The sequence below is a fragment of the Tsukamurella sp. M9C genome (assembly GCF_020169415.1).
Taxonomy (GTDB): Bacteria; Actinomycetota; Actinomycetes; order Mycobacteriales; family Mycobacteriaceae; genus Tsukamurella.
In genome coordinates, this window is record NZ_JAIULG010000015.1 from 1 (window position 1) to 24,473 (window position 24,473).

Below are 24,473 nucleotides of genomic sequence, written 5' to 3' on the forward strand. Positions count from 1 at the left end.
CCCACGCCGTCCTCATCCCCGAAGTGCCCTTCGACGTCGAAGAACTGTGCACCATGATCAAACGCCGCTTCCAACGCGGCCACGCCAGCTTCATCGTCGTCGTCGCCGAAGGCGCCAAACCCGCCGAAGGCACCATGGAACTGCGGGTCGGCGGCACCGACGAATTCGGCCACGAACGGTTCACCGGCGTCGCCCACCAGTTGGGCGTCGAGATCGAGAAACGCATCAGCAAAGAGGTCCGCACCACCGTCCTCGGCCACGTCCAACGCGGCGGCACCCCGACCCCGGCAGACCGGGTCCTCGCCACCCGGTTCGGTGTCAACGCCGCCGACGCCGCCCACGCGGGAAAGTTCGGACAGATGGTCTCGTTGCGGGGCGCTCAGATCGGCCTCGTTCCCCTCGCCGAGGCGGTGAAGCAGCTCAAACGGGTCCCGCAGGAGCGCTACGACGACGCCGCCGAATTCTTCGGCTGACCGACGAACCGTGTACAGGATTGGCCACCCTGAAGCGATCCTTAAGAGGCGTCGGACAGGATTCCCGGTATGAATCCGAATCCTCCCTCGAACCCGGGCGGCTACCCGGGCCAGGATCCGTCGAACCCGAACGAGCAGACCCAGCTGCGCCCCACCTGGCAGCCGGACGCTCCGATCGGCGGCGCGCCGTCGTACCCGCAGCAGGGCGGCGCACCGTCGTACCCCCAGTACCCGGCGGCGCAGGGCTTCCCCGCCCCCGGCTCGCAGGGTGGCGTGCCCCCGTTCCCGCCGGCACCCGGAGCGCCCGGCGGGCCCAAGAAGCCGCGCCCGGCCTGGCTGATCCCCGCCCTCATCGGTGGCGGCGCCATCGCCCTGGTGATCGTGTTGATCGCGGGCATCGCCATCGCCAAGAGCGTCAGCGGCGGTGGCGACACCGGCTCGCCCGGCGGCACCGTCAAGGCCTACTTCGCAGCCCTGCAGGCGGGCGACGCCAAGAAGGCGCTGAGCTACGGCAAGGAGGCACCCGCTTCCACCGAGCTGCTCACCGACGACATGCTGCGCAAGCAGCGCGAACTCGCGCCGATCAAGGACGTGAAGATCGTCAGCGAGACCGACGGTTTCATGGGTTCCGTCCACCTGACGGTGACCATCGGCGAAGTGTCCTACGACGAGAACCTCACCCTCGAGAAGGTCGGCGACGACTGGAAGCTGCAGACTGCGGCGGTCCAGCTCAAGCCCTACTCGTCGTACGACTCGGACAAGAAGAACGTCACCATTCTCGGCAAGCCCCTGCCCGCCTCGGGCGTCGTCTACGTCTTCCCCGGCGCGCTGGACCTCGGCTCCGCCAACAAGAACCTGGTGCCGCAGCAGGAGAAGATCAGCGTCGGCGACAACAAGGGGCAGGCCCCGGTCGACGGCCTGTCGCGCTACAGCGTGGGCAGCACGTTCAGCATCGCCTTCGGCCTGAGCGACGCCGCCAAGACCTCCGCGCGCGAGCAGATCGCGGCGAAGTACTCCGCCTGCGCCGCCTCGAAGGACCGGTACCCGTCCGGTTGCCCGCAGTCCGACTTCTCCGGCGAGAACGGCACCTACACCTGGACCGCGCCGAACGTCCAGGACATCGACCTCGGCGACACCGTCCGCGACGGGGAGGTCTCTTTCCGCGACAACCGTCCGTGGACCTTCACGGCGACCGGGCGCGACGGTGCGCCGCTCAGGGGATCCGATTCGGGCTACGTCTCGGGCACCGTCACTGTGACCGCCGACGCGGTGGCCGTCTCGGTCCGCTGACCGGCGCCCATTAGGCTGGGGGCATGAGTGCCGAGCTTGCCGATATCGACCTTCCCGAGTACGCGGACGTCGTCGCCCGCTACGAGCCCGTCATGGGCATGGAGGTCCACGTCGAGCTCGGCACGGCCACCAAGATGTTCTGCGGCTGCCGCACCGAGTTCGGCGCGGAGCCGAACACCCAGGTGTGCCCCACGTGCCTCGGCATGCCGGGCGCGCTGCCCGTGGTCAACAGCGAGGCGGTGCGCTCGGCCATCCGCATCGGCCTGGCCCTGAACTGCTCGATCCGGCCGAGCTCGGTGTTCGCGCGGAAGAACTACTTCTACCCGGACCAGCCGAAGAACTACCAGATCAGCCAGTACGAGGACCCGATCGCGTACGACGGCCACCTCGACGTCCCGCTGGAGGACGGCACCGTCTGGCGCGTGGAGATCGAGCGCGCGCACATGGAGGAGGACACCGGCAAGTCGACGCACATCGGGTCCGCGACCGGCCGGATCCACGGCGCCTCGCACTCGCTCCTCGACTTCAACCGGGCCGGCGTTCCGCTGGTGGAGATCGTCTCGCGCCCCATCGAGGGCGCGGGGGAGCGCGCGCCGGAGATCGCGCGGGCCTACGTGAGCGCGCTGCGCGACCTGCTCGCCTCGCTCGACGTCTCCGACGTCCGCATGGATCAGGGCTCCATGCGCTGCGATTCGAACGTCTCGCTCAAGCCCGTCGGTGCCACGGAGTTCGGCACCCGCACCGAGACCAAGAACGTCAACTCGCTGCGCTCGGTGGAGGTGGCCGTGCGCTACGAGATGCGGCGCCAGGCCGCGGTGCTCGACGCCGGGGGCACCGTCGTCCTCGAGACGCGGCACTTCCAGGAGGGCGACGGCACCACCACCGCCGGCCGGCCCAAGGAGACCGCTGACGACTACCGGTACTTCCCGGATCCGGACCTCGGCCCCGTCGCGCCGCCGGCGGAGCTCGTCGAGGAACTGCGGGCGACGATCCCCGAGCTGCCGTGGCTGCGCCGCGCCCGGATCCAGTCCGATTGGGGCCTGTCCGACGAGGTCATGCGCGACCTGGTCAACCTCGGCGCCATCGACAAGATCATCGCCACCGTCGATGCCGGGGCCACCCCCGACGCGGCGCGGTCGTGGTGGGGCAGCTTCCTGCCGCAGCAGGCCAACACCCGCGACGTCGAGCTGGAGGCGCTGGCGATCTCGCCCGCGCAGGTCGCCCGCGTGATCGCGCTCGTCGACGAGGGCAAGCTCACCAGCAAGCTGGCGCAGCAGGTCATCGTCGGCGTGCTCGACGGCGAGGGCGAGCCCGACGAGGTCGTCGCCGCCCGCGGGCTCGAGGTGGTCCGCGACGACGGCGCGCTGCAGAAGGCCGTCGACGAGGCGCTCGCCGCCAACCCCGACATCGTCGACAAGATCAAGGCCGGCAAGGTCCAGGCCGCCGGCAAGATCGTCGGCGACGTCATGAAGGCGACCCGCGGCCAGGCCGACGCCGCCCGCGTCCGGGAGCTAGTCCTCGCCGCCTGCGAGTGACGTCGAACCGATTCGCCGTATCGCGCCGGCGTCGCTGATCACGACGCCCCGGTCGATCGCGCGCTTCGCCGTGTACATCGCCCCGTCCGCCCGGGCGAGCAGCACGTCGACCGCGGTGCGGTCGTGGGCCGTCACCGTCGCGGTGGCGACGCCGATGCTCGCGGTCACGACGGCGCCCCCGGTGACGGGTATCGCCTCGATCGCGCGCCGGAAGCGGTCCGCCGTCGCGCGGTGCTCGGGGGCCGTCCCGCCCACCACCGCGACGGCGAACTCGTCGCCGCCGATCCGGGCGACGACCGCACCGTCGGACACAGTGCGCAGGACGTCGGCGACGCGGACGAGGACGGCGTCGCCGGTGTCGTGACCGAGCTCGTCGTTGACCACCTTGAACTCGTCCACATCGATCAGCATGACGGCGATCGGGACGGGGCCGCGTCCCGTCGCGTGGTCGACGACGCGCCGCCGGCTCGCGCGGCCGAAACCCCGCCGGTTCAGTGCACCCGTCAGAGGGTCGGTGTCCGAATCGGCGGCGTCCTGGGACAGGAAAGCGATGCCGATCTGCACGCAGGCGGGCACCCAGACGGTGACGACCGCGAGCATCACCGCCTTGACCACGGCCATCACCCAGCCGTACTCGGCGACGATCGGCGGCACGAACAGCGCTATCGCCGCGGCGGACACGATCGAGTGGGCGACGAAGTGCCCGGGCGAGAGCATGAACGCTGTGAACACGGCGACCAGGACGATGGCGCTGAGCCCGGCCGCGCCCGCCATGGTCTCGGCATCGGTCCAGGAGACGGCGGCGATCGAGATCGTGGAACTGAGCACGAAGGCGAGTGCGGCATTCTCGCTCGGCGCTGCGCCGAGCTGCCAGCGGACGGCCCAGTACAGGCCCAGGACCGCGCCGGTCACGAGGATGGCCGCCGGTGCCGCGGGAAAGGCAGCGAACTCCCGGGTCTGGTCGTTGAGGAGGAGGGCGGCGGAGATCGATCCGAGCAGCGCGGCGCACACACTGACGACCACGCGGAAGCCGCGGAGCAGGCTTCGACTGGCGAAGTAGTCGATCCGGTCGTCGTAGTCGGGCCCGGAGCGCCACCACGTCGCGCGGACGTACGCGATCCACCGGGCCAGATCCCGCACGGCGACAGCCGTGCGCACCCCGCGGGGCGGCGATGTCTTCACCCAGTGCTCCTGCCGACCGAACGATCGATACCGAAGGGGTGATCGCGGAACAGGGGTTTTCGTTACCGGACGTTCGCGGCGCTCAGGGACTCAGTCGTCGGTGGTGGTCGACTCGCCGTTCGGCATCGGGATCAGCACGACCCGGTCGTCGGTGGGAGCCTGCGGCTGCGGCTTATTGGTCGTCACGCCCTGCGGCGCGTCCTTCGGGCCGATCGCGAGACGCCCGAAGACGCCGTACTTCGCGCGGTCCAGGACCTGGACCGGCTCGCCGTCGGCGCTGGTCGATCCCTCGGGGAGCTTGACCATCTCGACCTTGCCGGCACGTGACTCGCTGACGAAGACGCCGCCGGGAACCACGGCGCACCCGGCGAGGCCGGGACGATCGGGCCAGCTCCACACCACGGACGCCGGCGAGTTCGGGGTGAGGACGCGGAGGCGGTCCTGGGTGAGCCCCTGGTCGGCGATGAAGAGCGGCCCTCCGGGGGCGCCGCACAGCGACTGCCGGACGCCGCCGTCAGTGGCCAGCACTTTGGGCCGGACCGGCGAGACGGTGCCGGGCGACGGCAGCAGCAGAACCTTCCCGGCGAGCGAACCCGGGTCGCGTGCGGCGTTCGCATCGCCCGCGTTGCCGGTGGCCACGAGGAGATCGCGGCCGGAGAACAGCAGCGAGCCGGCGTTGCCCGTGGGGCCCTTGGGGATGCCGGAGAGGATCACCTTCGGGTCGTCACCGGGCGTCACCCGCACCACGCGGTTGTCGGTGGGGGTGCTCACGTAGGCGTAGAACAACCGGTCCTGGTTGTACGACGGTGACAGCGCGATCGCCGTGAGGCCGCCGTCGCCCGAGGCGTCCACGCCGAGTCGCACGACCTCGCGGTTCGGCAGGTCCGTGGTGGTGTACATGATCGCGCCGCCGCGCTCCGCGACGTAGGCGTGCTCGAATTCGTCGGTGGGGATCAGGTCGGTGGGCTCGGTGAGGCACGTGGCGAGCACGTTCGCGTCCTGGTCGATGCACGGGCCCGGGGCCTTCGGCGCCGCGCTCGGCCGGGCGGGGCCGGTGGGCTTGGTCGTCGTGACCTGGCCCGTGGGCGGGCCGGTGAAGGGCGCGGCCTCGCTGCCGGAGAAGTCGGCGCACCCCGCCAGCAGCGCCGCCGCGGTCGCGACCACGACGGCGCGACGCGCGCCGGAACGCGCGCGCCAGGTCCCCACACTCATGCCGCCACCCTACCGATCGGGCCCCGGACGCGGTTCGCTCCCGGCCCGCGGCGCGTTCGCACTCTAGGGTGGTTTCCGTGAGTGACAAGGACGGAACCGAGAACGCGACCAGCGAGGGTGCGGGCGAATCCCCTTTCGACTTCCGGCCGACGGGCGAGCTGCCCCGGTTCGGTGAGAAGCACCCCACAGGAGGGTTCATCCTGGACCCCCACGACGATTCGGACACGGGCATCGGGCCGGTGCTGCCGCGCTACCGCGACGAGCCGGCGGGCGCGACGCCCGCCTCCGAGCCCGCGGAGGCCCCGGCCGCCGCGGCGAGTGCGCCCACCGCGGCGGTGACCCCGGCACCGTCGGGCGCCGACGAGCCCACCACCTCCGTGCCGGACACCAGCGATCTCGCGGCCGCGATCGCCGCCGCGAACGCGGCCACCGCGGCGATCTCCACGTCCGGGACCCCGGACGCGGCGACGGAGCGCGCCGACCTCTCGAGCGACGAGCGGGACGAGTTCGGCAAGCGCTACAACCGCCGACGGGGCCGCGAGCGCGCCGCGCAGGCACGCGCGGAGGCCGAGGGCATCCCGATCGAGGCCGCGGCCACCGAGGAGATCGCGCCGCCGCCCGGCCGCCGGTTCGGCAAGCCCGTCACCGACGTTCCCGCAGAGCTGGAGGAGGCGCGCAAGGCCGCGCGCCGCGGCACCACCGACCTCGGGCTGCTCGTGCTGCGCGTGGCCGTCGGCGCGATCCTCGTCGCGCACGGCATCCAGAAGCTCTTCGGGATCTGGGGTGGCCCCGGCATCGACGGTTTCGCCGCCTACCTGCAGAACGGCAGCGATCCGTCGCTCGGCTTCGAGCGGTTCACCAAGATCATCGCCATCGCGACGGGCGTCGTCGAGCTCGGCGGCGGCGCGATGCTGATCCTCGGCCTGCTGACCCCGATCGCCGCGGCGGGCGCGGTGGGCGTGATGCTGTCGGCCACGCTGTTCAAGCTGACAACCGCGGGCAACGGCTTCGTCTTCTTCGCCCAGGACAAGGGCGTCGAGTTCGAGCTGCTGCTCCTGTTCGCGTCGGTGGCGATCATCCTCACCGGGCCGGGCAAGCTCTCGCTGGACTTCAACCGGGGCTGGGCGCGACGCCCGCACATCGGCTCGGTCGTGTGGCTGATCATCGCGGTCGCCGCCGCGATCACCGTATGGATCCTGCTCAACGGCGCGAACCCGCTGGTCAAGCAGTAGTCGCAGACGACGAACGCCCGGCCTCCCGTGAGGGAGTGCCGGGCGTTCGTCGTTCGACGGTGCTCCTTACGGCACGTACCGGACCGCGCCCTTGTCGGCCGAGGTCGCCAGCGCGGCATAGGCGCGCAGGGCCGTAGTGACGGTGCGCTGCCGGTCCACGGGCTGCCACGGGCGCTCCGAGGCGTCCATCTTCGCGCGACGACGCGCCAGTTCCTCGTCGTCGACGAGCAGCTCGAGGGCGCGCGTGTGCACGTCGATGCGGATCCGGTCGCCGTCCTCGATCAGGCCGATGGCGCCGCCGGCCGCGGCCTCGGGGGAGATGTGGCCGATGGACAGGCCCGAGGTGCCGCCGGAGAACCGGCCGTCGGTGATCAGGGCGCACACCTTGCCCAGGCCGCGGCCCTTGAGGAACGAGGTGGGATGCAGCATCTCCTGCATGCCCGGCCCGCCCTTGGGGCCCTCGTAGCGGATGACGACCACGTCGCCGGCCTTGATCTGCTTGCCCAGGATCTTCGAGACCGCGTCCTCCTGGGACTCGACCACCACGGCCGGGCCCTCGAAGGTGAACAGTTCCTCGTCGATGCCCGCGGTCTTGAGGATCGCGCCGTCGACGGCGATGTTCCCGCGCAGCACGCAGAGCCCGCCCTCCACGGTGTAGGCGTGCTCGATGTCGCGGATGCAGCCGCCCGCCTGGTCGGTGTCGAGGCTCTCCCACTGGTTCTTGGTGGAGAAGGGCTCCGTGGTACGGACGCCGCCGGGGGCCGCGTGGAAGAGCTCGAGCGCCTCGTCGGTGGCCTTGCCGGAGCGGATGTCCCAGTCGTCGAGCCACTTGTCGAAGGACTGCTCGTGCACGGTGTGCACGTCGGATTCCAGCAGGCCGCCGCGGCGCAGCTCGCCCAGGATGGCGGGGATTCCGCCGGCCCGGTGCACGTCCTCCATGTGGTAGTCGCTGTTCGGCGACACCTTGGACAGGCAGGGCACCTTGCGGCTGATCGCGTCGATGGTGGACAGGTCGAAGTCGACCTCGCCCTCCTGCGCGGCGGCCAGCGTGTGCAGCACGGTGTTCGTGGAGCCGCCCATGGCCACGTCGAGCGCCATGGCGTTGCGGAACGCGGCGGGGGTGGCGACGTTGCGGGGGAGCACCGACTCGTCGCCGTCGCGGTAGTACCGCAGCGCGGCCTCGACCACGACGGTGCCGGCCCGCTCGAAGAGCGCGCGGCGCGCCGCGTGGGTCGCCAGCGTCGAGCCGTTGCCCGGCAGCGCGAGGCCCAGGGCCTCGGTCAGGCAGTTCATGGAGTTGGCGGTGAACATGCCGGAACAGGAGCCGCAGGTGGGGCACGCGGAGCGCTCGACCTCGCTGAGGCCGGCCTCGTCGATCGCGTCGTTCGCGGACGCCGAGATCGCGGTGATGAGGTCGGTCGGGGCCTTGGCGATCCCGTCGACGATGACGGCCTTGCCGGCCTCCATCGGGCCGCCGGAGACGAACACCGTCGGGATGTTCAGGCGCATCGCGGCGTTGAGCATGCCGGGCGTGATCTTGTCGCAGTTGGAGATGCACACCAGCGCGTCGGCGGTGTGGGCGTTCGCCATGTACTCCACGGAGTCGGCGATGATCTCGCGGCTGGGCAGGCTGTAGAGCATGCCGCCGTGGCCCATGGCGATGCCGTCGTCGACGGCGATGGTGTGGAACTCGCGGGCGACGCCGCCGGCGGCGCGCACGGACTCGGCCACGATCTCGCCCATGTCCTTGAGGTGCACGTGGCCGGGCACGAACTGCGTGTAGGAGTTGGCGATGGCCACGATCGGCTTGCCGAAGTCGCTGTCCGTGAGGCCGGTGGCGCGCCAGAGCGAGCGGGCGCCTGCGGCGTTACGGCCGACGGTGGTGGTGCGTGAGCGGAGCGGTGGCATGAGCTTCTCGCCTCGGATCTTCGTATCGTGCGGGCTGGTGGGAGACATGCTCCCCGTGAACAGGAAAAGGCCTGTCCGGCGGGTTTTATTCCGCCGTGACGTCGGGGATCCGGCCGCCGGAGGCGACTGCGACGCGGGGGAGCTGGCTGATGGTGACGGCGGGTAGTCGCACCTCGGAACCGTCGGTGCGGACTGCGTACACCGCACCGTTGCGTCCGATTCTAATGCCTGCCAGTTCGTCCCAGCGGATCGTGGTGGCACTGAGGACCCGCACGGAGCGCACGCCGTCGGGTCCGATGACGGTGCGCACGCGCAGGATCCACAGCGCGAGCAGGATCGGGACGATCAACAGTAGCCAGCCGAGGATCGCGGCGCCGGTGCCGGCGGTGCTGCCGTCGATGGAGCGGCCCACGGTCCAGGGGCCGACGATGGGGGCGAGGCACACGGCGAACAGGGCGACGCCGAGCAGCGCGATGCGGGGATGCTTGAAGACGACCCGGTCGCCGGCGTCGATCGGCACGGCGGTGTCCGAGGTGTGGTCGGTGGTCACGGTGCGGGTCGTGCCCGTCGTGCTCGGCTGCTTCGCAGGGCTCTCGCTCATAACACGCATTGTCGCACGCGGCAGCAGAATCCCATCCTGTGAGACGGCGGTGCTCACTGGTTTGACGCGAATGCACACCGGGGCCTAGTTTCACTGGTGTGAAACACAGCAACCAGCTTCTCGTAATCGGTCGGCGCGTCAACGCCTGAACCGGTTATCACCGTTTCGCACCAGCATCGACGCGCTACCCTCGCTCAGCTACCGCTGACGGGGGTTTTTTGTTGCCCGGATAGTCTTCGGACGACGTACGCACGTCGATATGTCCATTGAGTAGAGCACCGCTAGAGCACGAGAAGGTCACGTCGTGAGCGCACCTACAGCCCGGCCCCACCCGGGGCAGAAGCCCGGGGCCCGCAAGCCCGGCGCCGGCATCCCCGGCCCGCATTCCGCCGCATCGAAGCAGCACGTCGCCGACGTCGCGCACAGCGCCCTCGAGGGCGCCCGCGTCGTGGCCCCCGAGCGGGTCACCGGCGCGCAGTCGGTGGTCCGGTCGCTCGAGGAGATCGGTGTGGACACGGTCTTCGGCATTCCCGGCGGTTGCATCCTCCCGGTCTACGACCCGCTCCTCGACTCCAAGAAGGTGCGCCACGTCCTGGTGCGCCACGAGCAGGGTGCCGGCCACGCCGCCACCGGCTACGCCCAGGCCACCGGCAAGGTCGGCGTGTGCATGGCGACGTCGGGCCCGGGCGCGACCAACCTGGTCACGCCCCTGGCCGACGCGCAGATGGACTCCGTCCCGATCGTCGCGATCACCGGCCAGGTCGGCCGCCCGCTGATCGGCACCGACGCCTTCCAGGAGGCCGACATCTCGGGCATCACGATGCCAGTGACCAAGCACAACTTCCTCGTCTACGACGCCGCCGACATCCCGCGCGTCATCGCCGAGGCCTTCTACCTGGCCCAGAGCGGCCGCCCGGGCGCCGTCCTCGTCGACATCCCCAAGGACGTGCTGCAGGAGGACACCGTCTTCTCCTGGCCGCCGCAGATCGACCTGCCCGGCTACCGCCCCGTCACCAAGCCGCACGGCAAGCAGATCCGCGAGGCGGCCCGGCTCATCGCCGCGGCGTCCTCACCCGTGCTCTACGTCGGCGGCGGCGTGCTCAAGGCCGAGGCCTCGGAGGAGCTGCTCAAGCTGGCCGAGCTGACCGGGATCCCCGTCGTCACCACCCTGATGGCGCGCGGCGTCTTCCCCGACAGCCACCAGCAGCACATGGGCATGCCCGGCATGCACGGCACCGTCGGCGCCGTCGCCGCGCTGCAGCGCTCCGACCTGCTCGTGACCCTGGGTGCGCGGTTCGACGACCGCGTGACCGGCAAGCTGGACTCCTTCGCGCCCGACGCGAAGGTCATCCACGCCGACATCGACCCGGCGGAGATCGGCAAGAACCGGTTCGCGGACGTCCCGATCGTGGGCGACTGCAAGGAGGTCATCGCCGAGCTCATCGCCGCGATCTCCGAGGACCGCGCCACCATCGCCGCCCCGGACCTCACCACGTGGTGGGAGTACCTGAACGGCATCCGCGCGACCTACCCGCTGGCCTACAACACCCCGTCCGACGGTGCGCTGAGCCCGGAGTACGTGATCGAGCGCCTCGGCGTCGCCGCGGGCCCGGACGCGGTCTACTGCGCGGGCGTCGGCCAGCACCAGATGTGGGCCGCGCAGTTCGTCAAGTACGAGAAGCCGCGCACCTGGCTGAACTCGGGCGGTCTCGGCACGATGGGCTACGCGGTCCCCGCGGCCCTCGGCGCCAAGATGGGCGCGCCCGAGAAGGAGGTCTGGGCGATCGACGGCGACGGCTGCTTCCAGATGACCAATCAGGAGCTCGCCACCGCCGCGATCGAGGGCGCGCCGATCAAGGTCGCCATCATCAACAACGGCAACCTGGGCATGGTCCGCCAGTGGCAGACGCTGTTCTACGACCAGCGCTACTCCAGCACCGACCTGTCCACGCACTCGATGCGGATCCCGGACTTCGTCAAGCTCGGTGAGGCGATGGGCTGCGTGTCCTTCCGCTGCGAGCGCGCCGAGGACGTCGACGCGATCATCGCGCAGGCGCGGGAGATCAACGACCGTCCGGTGGTCATCGACTTCATCGTGGGCGCCGACGCCCAGGTGTGGCCGATGGTGGCCGCCGGCACCAGCAACGACGAGATCATGGCGGCGCGGGACATCCGTCCGCTGTTCGACGAGGACGACGCGGCCGACGAGCCGGCCGTCATCCACGCCGCGATGGAGCGTTCGGAGGAGCAGAAGTGAGCACCACGCATACGCTGAGCGTCCTGGTCGAGGACCGCCCGGGCGTGCTCGCCCGCGTCTCGTCGCTGTTCTCCCGCCGCGGCTTCAACATCGAGTCGCTCGCGGTGGGCGGCACTGAGCTCAAGGGCGTCAGCCGCATGACGATCGTGGTCACGGTCGACGAGCTGCCCCTCGAGCAGGTCACCAAGCAGCTGAACAAGCTGGTCTCCGTGCTCAAGATCGTCGAACAGGATTCGACGACCTCCGTGGCGCGCGAGCTCATGCTCATCAAGGTGCGCGCGGACGCCACCTCGCGGGGCCAGGTCACCGACACCGTCGACCTGTTCCGTGCCAAGATCGTGGACGTCTCGCCCGACTCGGTGACCATCGAGGCCACCGGCACGCCGGACAAGCTCGACGCGCTGCTGGCCGTCCTGGATCCCTTCGGGATCCGCGAGATCGCGCAGTCCGGCGTCATCGCGCTGGGACGCGGTCCGAAGTCGATCACCGCGACCCGCTAACTTCACTACTGCAGAAAACCAAGAAGGGACACCGAACCACAGTGGCAATCGAACTGTTCTACGACGAGGACGCCGACCTCTCCATCATCCAGGGCAAGAAGGTCGCCGTCATCGGCTACGGCTCGCAGGGCCACGCGCACTCGCTGAGCCTGCGCGACTCCGGCGTCGACGTGCGGATCGGCCTCAAGGAGGGCTCGAAGTCGCGCGCCAAGGCCGAGGAGCAGGGCCTGACCGTCGGCACGCCCGCCGAGGTCGCCGCGTGGGCCGACGTGATCATGCTGCTCGCGCCCGACACCGCGCAGGCCGAGATCTTCAAGGCCGACATCGAGCCGAACCTCAAGGACGGCGACGCGCTGTTCTTCGGCCACGGCCTGAACATCCACTTCAAGCTGATCGAGGCCCCGGCCAACGTCACCGTCGCGATGGTCGCCCCGAAGGGCCCCGGCCACCTGGTGCGTCGTCAGTTCGTCGACGGCAAGGGCGTCCCCGCCCTCATCGCCGTGGACCAGGATCCGACCGGCAACGGCCAGGCGCTCGCCCTGAGCTACGCCGCCGCGATCGGTGGCGCCCGCGCCGGCGTCATCAAGACCACGTTCAAGGAGGAGACCGAGACGGATCTCTTCGGTGAGCAGGCCGTGCTCTGCGGCGGCACCGAGGAGCTCGTCAAGGTCGGCTTCGAGGTGCTGGTCGAGGCGGGCTACGCCCCCGAGATGGCCTACTTCGAGTGCCTGCACGAGCTCAAGCTCATCGTGGACCTCATGTACGAGGGCGGCATCGCCCGCATGAACTACTCGGTGTCCGACACCGCGGAGTTCGGCGGCTACCTCTCGGGCCCGCGCGTCATCGACGCCGACACCAAGAAGCGCATGCAGGACATCCTCACGGACATCCAGGACGGCACCTTCGTCAAGCGCCTCGTCGCGAACGTCGAGGGCGGCAACAAGGAGCTCGAGGCCCTCCGCAAGGAGAACGCCGAGCACCCGATCGAGGTCACCGGCAAGAAGCTGCGCGACCTGATGAGCTGGGTCGATCGCCCGATCACCGAGACCGCCTAGGTCTCACCCGCGTCACGTCGAGAGCCCCGTCGGACCCCGAGTCCGACGGGGCTCTTGCATGTCCGGAGGTCCCGCGTTACGCTTCTGAACATGTTCAATGAACACGTTCAGCCGAGGGCGGAGGCGAAGGCCGGCACCCGGGCGCGGGTGCTCGCCGCCGCCGATCGTTCGTTCCGCGCGCACGGCTTCGCGGGCACGACGGTGCGCGGCATCGCCGCCGATGCCGGCGTGAGCGTCGGGACCGTGATGGGGGTGGGCGACAAGGACGCGCTGCTCATAGCCATCGTCGACGACTGGATCGCGGCCGTGCACGCCGACCGTGAGCCGGCGGCGGAGCTGCCGCCGCTGACGCCGGGGGAGGCGACGGTGCGCCTCGTCGAGGTCGTCCGGCCGTTCGTCACCTACTTCAACGCCGACGGTGACCTCTCCCGCGAGTACGCCGCCGTCCTCGCGCGGGGCAAGCACCGCTCCCGCACCTTCGGCGACCTCGGCGACGAACTGCAGGCCGACTTCGAGCAGGTCTTCGCGGCGACGGGGTGTTCCGACCCCGCCGCGGCGGCCCGCTCCCTCTACTTCGTCTACATCGGCCTGCTGTTCGCCACCTCGGGTGGCGCGGTCACGCGGGAGGCCGCGGCGGAGCGCCTCGTCGAGGCGATCGGACAGATCCTGGGAGAAGGAGTACCGCAATGACCACCGGTTTCATCGATACCCCGCACTGGCCGTGGCTCACCGTCGCGCTCGCCGTTGTGCTGCTCGGCGACGCGCTGATGTCCCTGCGTCCGCCCGCCTTCATCCGCGACTGCCTCGACGGTGTCCGGTTCCCGCGGGACTGGTGGTGGACCCTCGTCGTGATCAAGCTGGTCGCGGTCGGAGGACTGGTCGCCGGCCTGTCCTACCCGGGCGTCGGGGTCGCCGCCAACGCCGGCGTGGTCGTCTACTTCGTGTGCGCCGCGGTCGCGCACGTGAAGGCGGGATTCCTCGGCTCCACCTTCTGGGTGAACTGCCTCGGCATGCTCGCCTTCTCGACGGGCGTGCTGATCCTGTCCTACGCCTAGTTCGTCGCCGAAGAAACCAGCACTGCTGATTGATAGTGATAGGGTGGACCCGAACGGCTATCACGAAGGCGATGGCTGCGGATGGAAGTGAGACGTGGATGCGACTGGCCCTCACGCACATGGGACGCACGCAGGGGGATCCGTTCCCCGGCCAGGCCGAGTACGAGCAGGCGCTGACGGACCTCTCCGAGGCGTCGGTGCGCCGGAACTTCGACCCGTACCTCGACATCGACTGGGACGCGCCGGAGCTGGCGATCGTTCCGGATGATCCGCGGTGGGTCTGCGACTCCCGCTTCGATCCGATCGGCCGTCACCCCTGGTATCAGGCGCAGCCGCTGGCGAAGCAGATCGAGATCGGCATGTGGCGCCAGGCGAATGTCGCGAAGGTGGGCCTGCAGTTCGAGTCCATGCTGATCCGCGGCATCATGCAGTACACGGCGGCCCTGCCGAACAACTCGCCGGAGTTCCGCTACGCCACGCACGAGGCGAAGGAGGAATGTCAGCACACGCTGATGTTCCAGGAGTTCGTCAACCGCGTGGGCATGGACGTGCCCGGCGGAAGCTGGTTCCTGCGCCGCATCTCGCCGATCGTGCCGCTCTTCGCGACCATGACACCGCTGTACTTCTACATGATGGTGCTCGGCGGCGAGGAGCCGATCGATCACCTGCAGAAGCAGTTCCTGCGCTCGGGCTCCGAGCAGCACCCGGCGATGAGCTCGATCATGCAGATCCACGTGGCCGAGGAGGCCCGGCACATCGGCTTCGCGCACCAGCTGCTCGAGCACCGCATCCCCACCCGGGGCGCCTTCCCGCGGCTCGTGCTCTCGCTCATGCTGCCGATCACCATGCGCGTGATGGTCACGATGATCATGATGCCGCCCAAGGAGTTCTGGGAGACCTTCGACGTGCCGCGGTCCGTGAAGAAGGACATCTTCTGGCGCTCGGACGAGTCGCAGCAGATGAAGCGCGACGTCTTCGGCGACGTGCGGATGATGGCCGAGAAGTGCGGCCTCATGAACCCGCTGAGCAAGCTCATGTGGCGGATCTGCGGCATCGACGGCCGCATCTCTCGGTTCCGCAGCGAGCCGGCCTACGCCGCGCAGTAGGCCGGTCGCCGGGGAGCGCTACACCGGGCGGTAGAACAGGATCTCGGGCCGCGCGATGGTCCGGCTCATGTCGAGCGTGCCGTCGGTGAGGGCCGCGCCGAGCGCGGCCGCCGCGGCCGCGGGATCGTCGGTCTCGATGCGGTACTCGGCCAGGTAGGCGACGGGGAGCATGTCCGCCGGCGCGAGCTGCGCGTCGGCGAGGCGGTAGCGCCGCGCGGACAGGACGCCCGGTACGCGCTCGAGGATCTGGGGTACGTGCACCTCGTCGTACCAGGCGTTGTACTCGTCCTCCACCTCGGGCGACGCGGCGGCGGACCGCACCAGCAGCAGGATCTCGGTCATGTGATCTCCGTTCCGGGGCGACGGTGCCCCGATCGTTGGGACTTCGGGACGCTCACCGGCCCAGCCGGTCGAGCGCTCGCGTCGCGGCGTGGAATCCGCACATGCCGTGCGCGGCGGGTCCGGGCGGCGTTGCGGCGGAGCAGATGTACATACCGGGCACGCCGAGGTCGTAGGGCTGCAGGGTGATCCGCGGCCCGAACATCAGCTGGAGCGGATCCTTCGATCCGGTGTTGATGTCGCCACCGACGAAGTTGGCGTTGTAGCGCGACATCTCCGTGGTGGAGCAGACGGCGGTGCCGACGATGCGGTCGCGGAAGCCGGGGGCGAACCGCTCGATCTGCGCGATGATCGCCTCGGTGGCGTCGCCGGCGTAGCCGCTCGGCACGTGCGCGTAGGACCAGACGGGGTGGACGTCGCCGACGCTCCGCGAGGGGTCCGCGAGGTACTGCTGGCCGACGAGGACGAAGGGCCGCTCGGGCATACGTCCCGCCTTGATGGCCTTCTCCGTGGCCGCGATCTCGGCGAACTCGCCGCCCAGGTGGACGGTGCTGGAGCGGCGAGCGTCCGGGTTGGTCCACGGCACGCCGCCCTCGACGGCGAAGTCCACCTTGAATGCGCCCGGCCCGTACCGGAAACGCCCGAAGGCGCGGCGCACCCGAGTCGGGAGCCGGTCGCCGAGGACCGCCGCCACCTGGCGCGGATCGAGGTCGAACAGCGTGACGTCGGCGGCGGGGAGGTTCGCCGTGGTCACCCGCACCCCGGTCTCCACGCGCCCGCCCAGGTCCTCGAACTCGGCGAGCAGGGCGGCGGCGATCGCTCCGGAGCCGCCCTCGGCCACCTGCCAGCCGAAGGCGTGGCCGGCCGTGAGCATGCCCTTCCCGATCGCCGAGCTCATCGGCTCGTGCAGGGGCCGGAAGGCGTGCGCGGCCACGCCGCCCCACAGCCCCCGCGCCTGCGGGGTGCGGAAGGCGCGGGCGAGCGCCGCGGCAGGCAGGGGAGTGGGCGCACCGAATCCGGCCAGCGCCACCGGGTGCCGCGGCACCCGCAGCAGCGGCCCCAGCATCGACGGGCCGATCTTGTCGAAGTTCCGCACCGGCCGGCCGAACAGGGCCCGCCAGGCGGCACCGTCGGGCCCCAAACCTTCGGCCGTGTCCCCGACGGTGCGCCGCAGCACCCCCGCCGTCCCGTCGTCGAGCGGGTGCACGCACTCGAGTTCGGCGGAGCGCCAGCGCAGCCCGCGCCGGGCGAGGTCGATCGTGGCGAGGAAGGGGGAGCCGACGGCCATGGGGTGGATCGCCGCGCAGTGGTCGTGGATCAGGCCGGGCACGATCGCCTCGAAGGATCGCAGGCCGCCGCCGACGGTGTCGGCGGCCTCCAGCAGGGTCGTCTCGACGCCCGCGCGGGCGAGGGTGATCGCGGCGGCGAGCCCGTTGGGCCCGCCGCCGACGACGGTGCCGGTGGTCATGCCCGCGAGCCTAGCCCGGTGCCGAGCGGGAAGCGGGCGTGGTCTGCTGACCAGGTGATATCGCACGCGACGGGGCCGTCCGGCAGCCACGGCTGCGTCGTCACGCACTCCGTGACGCTCCACCGGCCGCGCGCCACCACGCCCAGGGCCGCGTCGATGATCTTGAAGTCCTGGCTGAACCGGGTGACCGGTTGCGACTCGGCCCAGACCACGATCAGCTCGCCGGGCTCGAACCCCGCCTGCTCCTGCACCGCGGCGATGAGAGTCTCATCGTGCAGGTGGCCGTCGCCGAAGTTGAAGCCGATCATGGTGTTGCACACCAGCTCGCCCTCGCGGAGGGTGCGCTGCTCGACATCGGGCACGTGGCTCAACAGGGTCGAGAACAGGCCGCGGCCGTTGCTGTGCAACGCCCGCCAACCGAGGCCCATGTTCATGAGCGTCTCGGCCCACTCGCGGGAGACGCCGGTGGCGACGAACTGGTCGACGGTGTTCGTCGTCTGCCGCTGCACCCGGTTCAGCTTCTCCTCGGCGCCGGGCGCGAAAGCCCACATGCCGGTCGCCCAGTTGCCGGCGTACTGGCGCAGCGACGGCAGGAAGGAGACCTTGTCGGGCCGGATGTTGCCCAGCACGGGGAAGAAGAGGAGTGCGGCGAGCACGACCAGGATCAGCCACGACGGAGACATGTCGAGCACCGAATAGCCGTCCTGCGCGGGGAACCCGACGAACAGGAACAACGCGGTGTACGCGAACAGCAGGTTCCACTCCAGGGGGACCGCCAGCGGGAACGTGGAGATGATGAAGAGGTGGTAGCACACCATGAAAACGGCGCACACCACGGTGACGGTCCGGTTCATGGAGAACAGCAGGATGAGGGGCGCGACGATCTCCACGAACGTGCCCAACCCCTCGGCCATGAACCGGGCGAGGCGCGACGGCAGCAGGTCGTGCGGGGCGTTGCGGTAGTGGGCGCGCCGGAGGCCCTTGAAGGGCATGCACGGCGAGTTGGACACCATCACGGGGATGACGTTGATGAAGTGCTTGCCGATCTTCGACATGCCGGCGCCAACCCAGACAACCACGATGAGCAGCTTGAGCCCGACGATCATCGTGGCGAAGGACAGGAGCGGCAGCAGCCCGAACATGATCAGTGCGGGCATGTACTGCTCGCCGCGCGCGGCCAGGAAGATCGTCTTGTCCCGCAGGCCGATCAGGACCAGCAGGGCGACGGGGGCGATCATCAGCCAGGGCGCCACCAGCTCGTACGGCGACGAGTCGGTCACGATCACGCCGGGGAGCGCGATGCCCAGCACCAGCGAGGCGAGCAGCAGCCAGTACAGGCCGACGTCGAGCGCGGTGCGCCGCGTCCCGGTGGTGCCCGGGACCCAGGTGTAGGGGCGCAGCCGGATCGTTCCGGTGCGGGCCCAGAACCGGATTCCACCGGTCATCGGCTTGATCTTGAAGGTCAGCGGGCCCCACGCGCCGGCGACGCCGATGGCCTCGAGCAGGGTGGTCCACAGCACCAGCTTCTGGTACACGATGGGCTGGTTCCACCAGGTCGAGACCTCCCAGAAGTGCAGGCCCGAGGTGGCGGTGGCGAAGAGCACGCCGCCGAAGGCGTACAGCACCAGCAGCTTCACGACGTAGATGACGAAGGCGACCTTCTGGGTGCCGAAGCCGTGGTCCACCCAGCGCTGGGTGGCGAAGCGGAGGCGGTCCTGGAGCGGGCGGGTGATGAACTCCGCCGGATCGACCTCGGGGAGGTCGGGTTTCATGAATCCCATGAGAGAAGTCCTTCCGGGGGAATCGGATCAGGCGGTGGGGGCGGCGGCGTCGAGGCGACGCAGGGCGGGCTTGTCGATCTTGCCGACGGGGTTCTTCGGCAGCGCGTCGAGCACGGTGATCGCGACGGGCTGCTTGTACTTCGCGAGCTGCTCGCGGGCGTGCGCGGCGAGGGCGTCGACGTCGAGCCGCACGCCCGGCGCGGCCGAGACGTAGAGCACGGGCAGCTCGCCGTACTTGGCGTCCGGCCGGCCGATCACCGCGGCCTCGGCGACTCCGGTCACGCCGTACACCGCGGTCTCGATCTCCTTGGGGTAGATGTTCTCCCCGCCGCGGATGATCATGTCCTTCGCGCGGTCCACGAGACGGAGGTAGCCGTCCTCGTCGAGGATGCCCACGTCGCCGGTGTGCAGCCACCCGTCGACGATCGTCTTCGCGGTCTCCTCGGGCCGGCCGAGGTAGCCGCGCATGATGTTCGGTCCCGCGAGCAGCACCTCGCCCGGCTCGCCGACGGGGACGTCGGCACCGTCGGGCCCGGCGATCCGGACCCGCTGGCCGGGCAGCGCCACCCCCACGCTGCCCACCTTGCGCACCCCGTCGAGCGGGTTGCACGTCGCGGCGCAGGTGCACTCGGACAGGCCGTAGCCCTCGATCAGGGGGAAGGCGAAGCGGGCCTCGAAGCCCTCCAACAGTTCCCGGCTCGCGGGCGCGGCCCCGCACACGCCGAAGCGCACCTTTGACAGGTCGGGCCGCACCTCGGGCGGCAGTCCCGCCAGCATCGTGTAGATCGTGGGAACCGCGGAGAAGTACGTCGCGCCGGTCTCCTCGAGAACCTGGAAGAAGGTGCGCGGGTCGAATCGGCCCGCGATGGTCACGCGGCCGCCGCCGCGTAGGGGATTGAGCGTCGAGACCACGATGGCGTTGACGTGGAACAGCGGCAGGATCAGCAGGCTGTGATCGTCGGCGTCGAAGTCGAAGGCCGCGGAGGACATCTCGCTCATCGCGACCAGGTTCGCGTGGTCGAGCATCACGCCCTTCGGGCGCCCCGTGGTGCCGGAGGTGTAGATCAGCAGCGCGAGGTCCGACGGTGCCGCGACCGGCTCCGCAGTGTCGGGCGCGTGTCCGAGCAACGCGTCCGCGGCGATCACCGTGACCCCCGCCGGCGCGCCGGCCTCGGTGACCAGGACCGCCGCGCCCGCATCCTGCACCTGGTACTCCACCTCGGGCTGTGCGAGGTACGGATTGATCGGGGTCGCGGCCGCGCCCAGGTGCCAGGACGCGAACAGGGTGACCACGAGCAGTGCCGTGTTCGGCAACTTCACCGCGACCACGTCCCCGGGGCCGACGCCCGCCGCGCGCAGGGCGGCGGCGGCGCTGCGCACGGCACCGTCGAAGGCGGCGTTGTCGAGGTCGACGGCGTCGTCGGCGACCGCGGGCGCGTGCGGGGCCGCGGCGGCACGCGCCGCGGGCAGGTGGGCGAAGGTGGTGAAGTCGTACGTCACGGTGGCTCCTAGTCCGGTGGGTGCATCCACGGTAGGTCGCCCGTGACCGGGGTCACATCGTCCACCGGCGACGAGATGTGACCTCGCATTCGTCCTCGCAGGACGAATTCGTCGATGATCGGGCCGGAATCGTCGCTAAGATTTGGTGATGGAACCCGACGCGCCGCGCAGGCTGATCGCCCGGCTACTGAGCGCGGCGTCCCGGCGCGCGGTGTCGGACGCCATGACCGAGCGGATCGCCGCGGACCTCCCCGACCTGCGAGCCGACGACGCGATCCTCGGCGCGTTGGCCGCGAGCGTCGAGGCCAACGTCGAGAACGTGACCCACGCCATCGTGCTCGACGTCCCGGTGGAGCGGGTCGAGGTCCCGCTGGCCGCGCTCGAGTACCCGCGCCGCGTGGCGCAGCGCGGCATGGCCGCGACGTCTCTCGTCCGCGCCTACTACCTGGGCCAGCAGACGATGATCGCCCTCATCGGCGACGCCGTCGACGCGGAGGCCGGGGTGGAGCAGGACCTGCGTGAGGCCGCGATGCGCTGGCTGGTGGGCTGGTCCTTCGACTACAACGACGTCGTCACCCGCCGCGTCCTCGACGAGTACGAGACCGAGCGCGCGGCGTGGGTGGACGCCCGCAGCGGCGCGCGGACGGTGCGCGTCCTCGAGGTTCTCGACGGCGAGGTGCCGAGCGTGGCCGCGGCGTCCGCGAGCATCCGGTACCCCCTGCGCGCCACCCACATCGGGATGGTCGTCTGGTACGCCGAGGGCGTCGACGAGGTCGAGCGGATCGAGCGCTTCCTCCGCGAGCTCGGGGCGGCGGCGGGCGCCGCCGCGCCGCCGCTCACGGTCGCGGTCGACCGGCTCACCGCGTGGGCGTGGCTGCCGGTCGCGGACGGGGACGCGGCGGTCGCGGACGCGCGGGAATTCGCCGCCGCCGACTCGGAGGCGCCGCGGGTGGTGTTCGGGCCGCCGCGGGACGGACTGGAGGGCTTCCGCGCGACGAACCGGGCGGCCCGTGAGGTGCGGCGGGTGGCGGATGCGACGGACGCGCGGCTGCTGGTCGCGACGGATCCCGGGGTGGGCCTGGCGGCCCTCGTCGCGCACGACGTCGCCGCGGCGCGGGCCTGGGCCGACGGGGTGCTCGGGGAGCTGACCGGGGTGTCCGCCGCCGACGAGCGGCTGCGCAGCACGCTCGAGATCTTCCTGCGCACCGGCGGCAGTTTCAAGGCCACCGCAGAACAGCAGCTCCTGCACGCCAACTCGGTGAAGTACCGGGTGCGCCGCGCGGTGGCGCGGCGGGGCCGCGAGATCGGCGACGACCGGCTCGACGTCGAGGTGGCGCTCGCGGTGCGCCGGATCTTCGGAGCGGGCTAGGTGCGCGCCTGCACTCGGCGGTGCGGCACCGGGAGCCCCAGGTTGTCGCGCAGCGTGCTCGCCTCGGCGTAGTCGGCCCGCAGGACCCCGCGGTCCTGCAGCAGCGGCACGACGCGATCGACGAACTCGTCGAGCCCGGTCGGCACCAGGTGCGAGCCGAGGATGAAGCCGTCGGACCCGTCCTGCTGGACGAAATCGTCGATCTGCGCGGCGACCTGCTCCGGCGTGCCGATCAGCGGCCCGCGCTCGAACTGGTCGATCACCACCTCGCGCAGCGACAGCTTCTTCGCCTCGCCGACCTCGCGCAGCCGCTGCGCGGTCGCGAACCGGTCCTGGTGCACGAAGGCGCGCCCCTGGATGATCGGCGGCGCCTCCGGGTCGGGATCGATGGCGGGGACCGGGCCGTCGGGGTCGACGTCCGACAGGTCGCGGTTCCAGATCTGCTCCAACAGGATCAGGGCCGTCTGCCCGGTCACCTGACCGTGCACCACCTCGCGGTGCTTCTCGGCGGCGTCCGCCGGGGTGTCGCCGAGGACGAAGCTCGCGGACGGCAGGATCTTGATGTCGTCGGCGCCGCGGCCCGCGGCCACCGCGCGGGACTTGATGTCGCGGTAGAAGTCCGCGGCCTCGGGGAGCTTGCCGTAGGGGGAGAAGATCGCGTCGGCGTTCGCGGCGGCGAACTGCCGGCCCTGCGGCGAGACGCCCGCCTGCAGGACCACCGGGCGGCCCTGCGGGCTGCGCGGCACGGTGAACGTGCCCTCGATGTCGAACTGCTCGCCGCGGATGCCGAAGTCGCCGGTGCCCGGATCGGCGACGAAGCGGCCGCCGGTCTTGTCCGCCAGGGGCTCGGCCTCGCCCCAGCTGTCCCACAGCGCCCGGACCGCCTCGAGGGTCTCCTCGGCGCGCACGTACCGGTCGGCCGGGTCCAGGTAGCCGCCGCGCCGGAAGTTCTGGCCGGTGAATGCGTCGAAGGAGGTCACCACGTTCCACGCGGCGCGGTCGCCGGAGAGCTGGTCCAGGCTCGCGAACCGGCGCGCCAGCTCGTAGGGCTCGTTGAACGTCGCGTTGACGGTGCCGGCGAGGCCCAGGTGCTGCGTGACGGCGGCCAGCGACGCCAGCACGGTGAAGGTGTCGGGGCGTCCGATGATGTCCTGGTCGAAGACCTGCCCGGCGCGCTCGCGCAGGATCAGGCCCTCGGCGAGGAAGAAGAAGTCGAACCGGCCCCGCTCGGCGGTGCGCGCCGTGTGTTCGAAGCTGCTGAAGTCGATCTGGCTTCCCGCGTCCGGGTGCCACCACGCCGTGTGGTGGTTCACCCCGCCCAGGTAGGCGCCCAGGATGGCCTGCTTCTTGTTCTCGCTCATGGCGTCTCCTCAGACGGTCGCGTAGCGGTTGGGGACGGTCGACGGCAGGCCCAGCAGGGCGCGGAGCGGACCGTCGGGGTACTCCGTGCGGAATCGGCCGCGGGCCTGCAGCGCGGGGACCAGGCGGCGGGTGATCGCGGTGAGGTCGTCGGGCAGCGCGCCGGGGCGCAGGCGCACCCCGTCAACGCCGGCGTCCGACCAGTCGAGGAGCAGGTCGGCGAGGTCGTCCGCGGAGCCGGCGAAGATCGCGGCGTCGGAGGTGAACGGGGATCCGGCGGCCGCGTCGAGCCGGGCCAGGCGCTCGGTGCCGGATTCGGTTCCGCTGTCGAGGAACACGACCACATCGGCGTACACCCGCAGCCGCTCCCCGTCGCGCCCCACGCGCCGGGCGGCCTCGTCGACCAGGGCGAGGACGGGGGCGGGCCCGTCCGCGAGGGTGGGGGTCACGAACAGTAGATCGGCGGCGCGGGCGGCGAACTCGTACGGAACCGGAGCGTGTCCCAGCGCCGCCACCACCGGCTGCCCCTGGGGCGGTCGCGGCGTGATCGACGGCCCGCGGACCGAGAAGAAGCGCCCGGAGAAGTCCGCGCGGTGCAGCTTGTCCCGGTCGATGAAGCGGCGCGTCGCGACGTCGCGGATCTCCGCGTCGTCCTCCCAGCTGTCCCAGAGACGGCGGGCGACCTCGACGGCGTCGGCGGCCTCGTCGAACAGGTCGAGGAGGGCCTGCGACGGCTGCGATCCGGCGAGTTCGGCGGGCGTCGGGTCCGCGATGGTCCGGCGCCCGAAATGCGCCGCCTCGGCCGCGGTCGGCGAGATGCGCGGCTGCCAGCCCGCGCGGCCGCGCGAGGTGTAGTCGAGGGTCGCGATCGCGGTGGAGACGTGGAAGGGCTCGGTGTGCGTGGTCGTCACAGTCGGTATCAGGCCGATGTGGGAGGTCGACGGGGCGATCAGCGCGGCGATGAGGTGCGCGTCGACACGGCTGCGGACCCGGCCGACGTCGTGCGACGGCACGCGCAGGGCGTCCTCGATCGAGACGAAGTCGAGCAGCCCGGTCTCGGCGTCGCTCGCGAGGTCGGTCCAGTACCCCGCCGAGCCGAGTTCCCGCGGCCGCGCGGCGGGTTCGCGCCAGGCCGCCGGGTGCCATCCGGCGCCGTCCAGCGCGACGCCGAGATGCAGCTCCGGCGCCCCTCCCGTCGGCCGGTCCGCGGAGGAGGATGCGTTCTGCGCCATGTGGTTCCCGTCTCGTGGT

21 protein-coding genes are annotated in these 24,473 nt (G+C 70.9%); 11 read left to right on the forward strand and 10 right to left on the reverse strand.

Annotated elements, in window-relative coordinates:
- The 3 genes from LB823_RS09510 to gatB form a co-directional block, all read left to right on the forward strand.
- A partial coding sequence (locus LB823_RS09510) for a 6-phosphofructokinase (protein ID WP_224646729.1) occupies positions 1–473 on the forward strand: 473 nt, incomplete at its 5' end.
- A 69-nt stretch (positions 474–542) separates the two neighbouring features.
- Positions 543–1,763 (forward strand): hypothetical protein, encoded by a 1,221-nt coding sequence (locus LB823_RS09515; protein ID WP_224646731.1) that lies wholly within the window; start codon positions 543–545, stop codon positions 1,761–1,763.
- Between the two features lie 23 nt (positions 1,764–1,786).
- Positions 1,787–3,298 carry an Asp-tRNA(Asn)/Glu-tRNA(Gln) amidotransferase subunit GatB gene (gene gatB, locus LB823_RS09520; RefSeq protein WP_224646733.1) on the forward strand — a complete coding sequence of 504 codons (1,512 nt, stop codon included), beginning with the start codon at positions 1,787–1,789 and terminating at the stop codon, positions 3,296–3,298.
- Here gatB and LB823_RS24025 read toward each other — a convergent pair.
- Together LB823_RS24025 and LB823_RS09530 are read right to left on the reverse strand one after the other, a co-directional pair.
- Entirely contained in the window at positions 3,275–4,480 is a 1,206-nt protein-coding gene (locus LB823_RS24025; protein WP_224646734.1) for a diguanylate cyclase, read from the reverse strand. The two genes, gatB and LB823_RS24025, sit on opposite strands and share 24 nt — an antisense overlap.
- A 90-nt stretch (positions 4,481–4,570) precedes the next feature.
- Entirely contained in the window at positions 4,571–5,692 is a 1,122-nt protein-coding gene (locus LB823_RS09530) for a sorbosone dehydrogenase family protein (RefSeq protein WP_224646735.1), read from the reverse strand.
- Positions 5,693–5,769: 77 nt separating this feature from the next.
- Here LB823_RS09530 and LB823_RS24030 point away from each other — a divergent pair, with 77 nt between their 5' ends.
- The gene (locus LB823_RS24030) at positions 5,770–6,924 is read left to right on the forward strand and encodes a DoxX family protein (protein WP_224646736.1); all 1,155 of its coding nucleotides are present in this window, start codon (positions 5,770–5,772) and stop codon (positions 6,922–6,924) included.
- A gap of 66 nt (positions 6,925–6,990) precedes the next feature.
- On the opposite strand, the gene ilvD is transcribed toward LB823_RS24030, so the two are convergent.
- Together ilvD and LB823_RS09545 are read right to left on the reverse strand one after the other, a co-directional pair.
- Complete coding sequence (gene ilvD / locus LB823_RS09540) at positions 6,991–8,832, reverse strand: dihydroxy-acid dehydratase (RefSeq protein WP_224646738.1); 1,842 nt, start codon at positions 8,830–8,832, stop codon at positions 6,991–6,993.
- An 85-nt stretch (positions 8,833–8,917) separates the two neighbouring features.
- Positions 8,918–9,433: a PH domain-containing protein gene (locus LB823_RS09545; RefSeq protein ID WP_224646740.1), complete on the reverse strand. Its 516-nt coding sequence runs from the start codon at positions 9,431–9,433 to the stop codon at positions 8,918–8,920.
- Between the two features lie 304 nt (positions 9,434–9,737).
- Between LB823_RS09545 and LB823_RS09550 the strand changes: the two genes are divergently transcribed.
- The 6 genes from LB823_RS09550 (at position 9,738) to LB823_RS09575 (ending at position 15,406) form a co-directional block, all read left to right on the forward strand.
- Positions 9,738–11,690 carry an acetolactate synthase large subunit gene (locus LB823_RS09550; RefSeq protein WP_224646741.1) on the forward strand — a complete coding sequence of 651 codons (1,953 nt, stop codon included), beginning with the start codon at positions 9,738–9,740 and terminating at the stop codon, positions 11,688–11,690.
- Positions 11,687–12,190, forward strand: a complete 504-nt coding sequence (gene ilvN, locus LB823_RS09555) for an acetolactate synthase small subunit (protein WP_013127475.1) — start codon at positions 11,687–11,689, stop codon at positions 12,188–12,190. The genes LB823_RS09550 and ilvN overlap by 4 nt, the downstream gene beginning before the upstream one ends.
- Positions 12,191–12,198: 8 nt before the next feature.
- On the forward strand, positions 12,199–13,245 hold the full coding sequence (gene ilvC / locus LB823_RS09560; RefSeq protein WP_224646823.1) for a ketol-acid reductoisomerase: 1,047 nt from the start codon (positions 12,199–12,201) through the stop codon (positions 13,243–13,245).
- Between the two features lie 90 nt (positions 13,246–13,335).
- Positions 13,336–13,935 (forward strand): TetR/AcrR family transcriptional regulator, encoded by a 600-nt coding sequence (locus LB823_RS09565; protein ID WP_224646743.1) that lies wholly within the window; start codon positions 13,336–13,338, stop codon positions 13,933–13,935.
- Positions 13,932–14,300, forward strand: coding sequence for a DoxX family protein (locus LB823_RS09570; protein ID WP_224646744.1), 369 nt, complete (start codon positions 13,932–13,934; stop codon positions 14,298–14,300). The genes LB823_RS09565 and LB823_RS09570 overlap by 4 nt, the downstream gene beginning before the upstream one ends.
- 98 nt (positions 14,301–14,398) lie before the next feature.
- A complete protein-coding gene (locus tag LB823_RS09575; protein WP_336672173.1) occupies positions 14,399–15,406 on the forward strand; it encodes a diiron oxygenase in 1,008 nt (335 codons plus the stop codon).
- An 18-nt stretch (positions 15,407–15,424) separates the two neighbouring features.
- On the opposite strand, the gene LB823_RS09580 is transcribed toward LB823_RS09575, so the two are convergent.
- From LB823_RS09580 to LB823_RS09595, 4 genes are read right to left on the reverse strand one after another with little or no spacing between them, the layout of a single operon-like run.
- Entirely contained in the window at positions 15,425–15,748 is a 324-nt protein-coding gene (locus LB823_RS09580) for a DUF4286 family protein (RefSeq protein WP_224646748.1), read from the reverse strand.
- Positions 15,749–15,800: 52 nt separating this feature from the next.
- Positions 15,801–17,213 carry an NAD(P)/FAD-dependent oxidoreductase gene (locus tag LB823_RS09585; RefSeq protein WP_224646750.1) on the reverse strand — a complete coding sequence of 471 codons (1,413 nt, stop codon included), beginning with the start codon at positions 17,211–17,213 and terminating at the stop codon, positions 15,801–15,803.
- On the reverse strand, positions 17,210–18,994 hold the full coding sequence (locus tag LB823_RS09590) for a DUF3556 domain-containing protein (protein ID WP_224646751.1): 1,785 nt from the start codon (positions 18,992–18,994) through the stop codon (positions 17,210–17,212). The genes LB823_RS09585 and LB823_RS09590 overlap by 4 nt, the downstream gene beginning before the upstream one ends.
- Before the next feature lie 27 nt (positions 18,995–19,021).
- Positions 19,022–20,494, reverse strand: a complete 1,473-nt coding sequence (locus LB823_RS09595) for a class I adenylate-forming enzyme family protein (protein WP_224646754.1) — start codon at positions 20,492–20,494, stop codon at positions 19,022–19,024.
- Positions 20,495–20,642: 148 nt separating this feature from the next.
- Between LB823_RS09595 and LB823_RS09600 the strand changes: the two genes are divergently transcribed.
- On the forward strand, positions 20,643–21,863 hold the full coding sequence (locus LB823_RS09600; RefSeq protein WP_224646756.1) for a helix-turn-helix domain-containing protein: 1,221 nt from the start codon (positions 20,643–20,645) through the stop codon (positions 21,861–21,863).
- Here LB823_RS09600 and LB823_RS09605 read toward each other — a convergent pair.
- Positions 21,860–23,224, reverse strand: a complete 1,365-nt coding sequence (locus LB823_RS09605) for an NtaA/DmoA family FMN-dependent monooxygenase (RefSeq protein WP_224646758.1) — start codon at positions 23,222–23,224, stop codon at positions 21,860–21,862. The two genes, LB823_RS09600 and LB823_RS09605, sit on opposite strands and share 4 nt — an antisense overlap.
- A gap of 9 nt (positions 23,225–23,233) precedes the next feature.
- The gene (locus LB823_RS09610) at positions 23,234–24,454 is read right to left on the reverse strand and encodes an LLM class flavin-dependent oxidoreductase (protein WP_224646760.1); all 1,221 of its coding nucleotides are present in this window, start codon (positions 24,452–24,454) and stop codon (positions 23,234–23,236) included.
- Between the last annotated feature and the right edge of the window lie 19 nt (positions 24,455–24,473).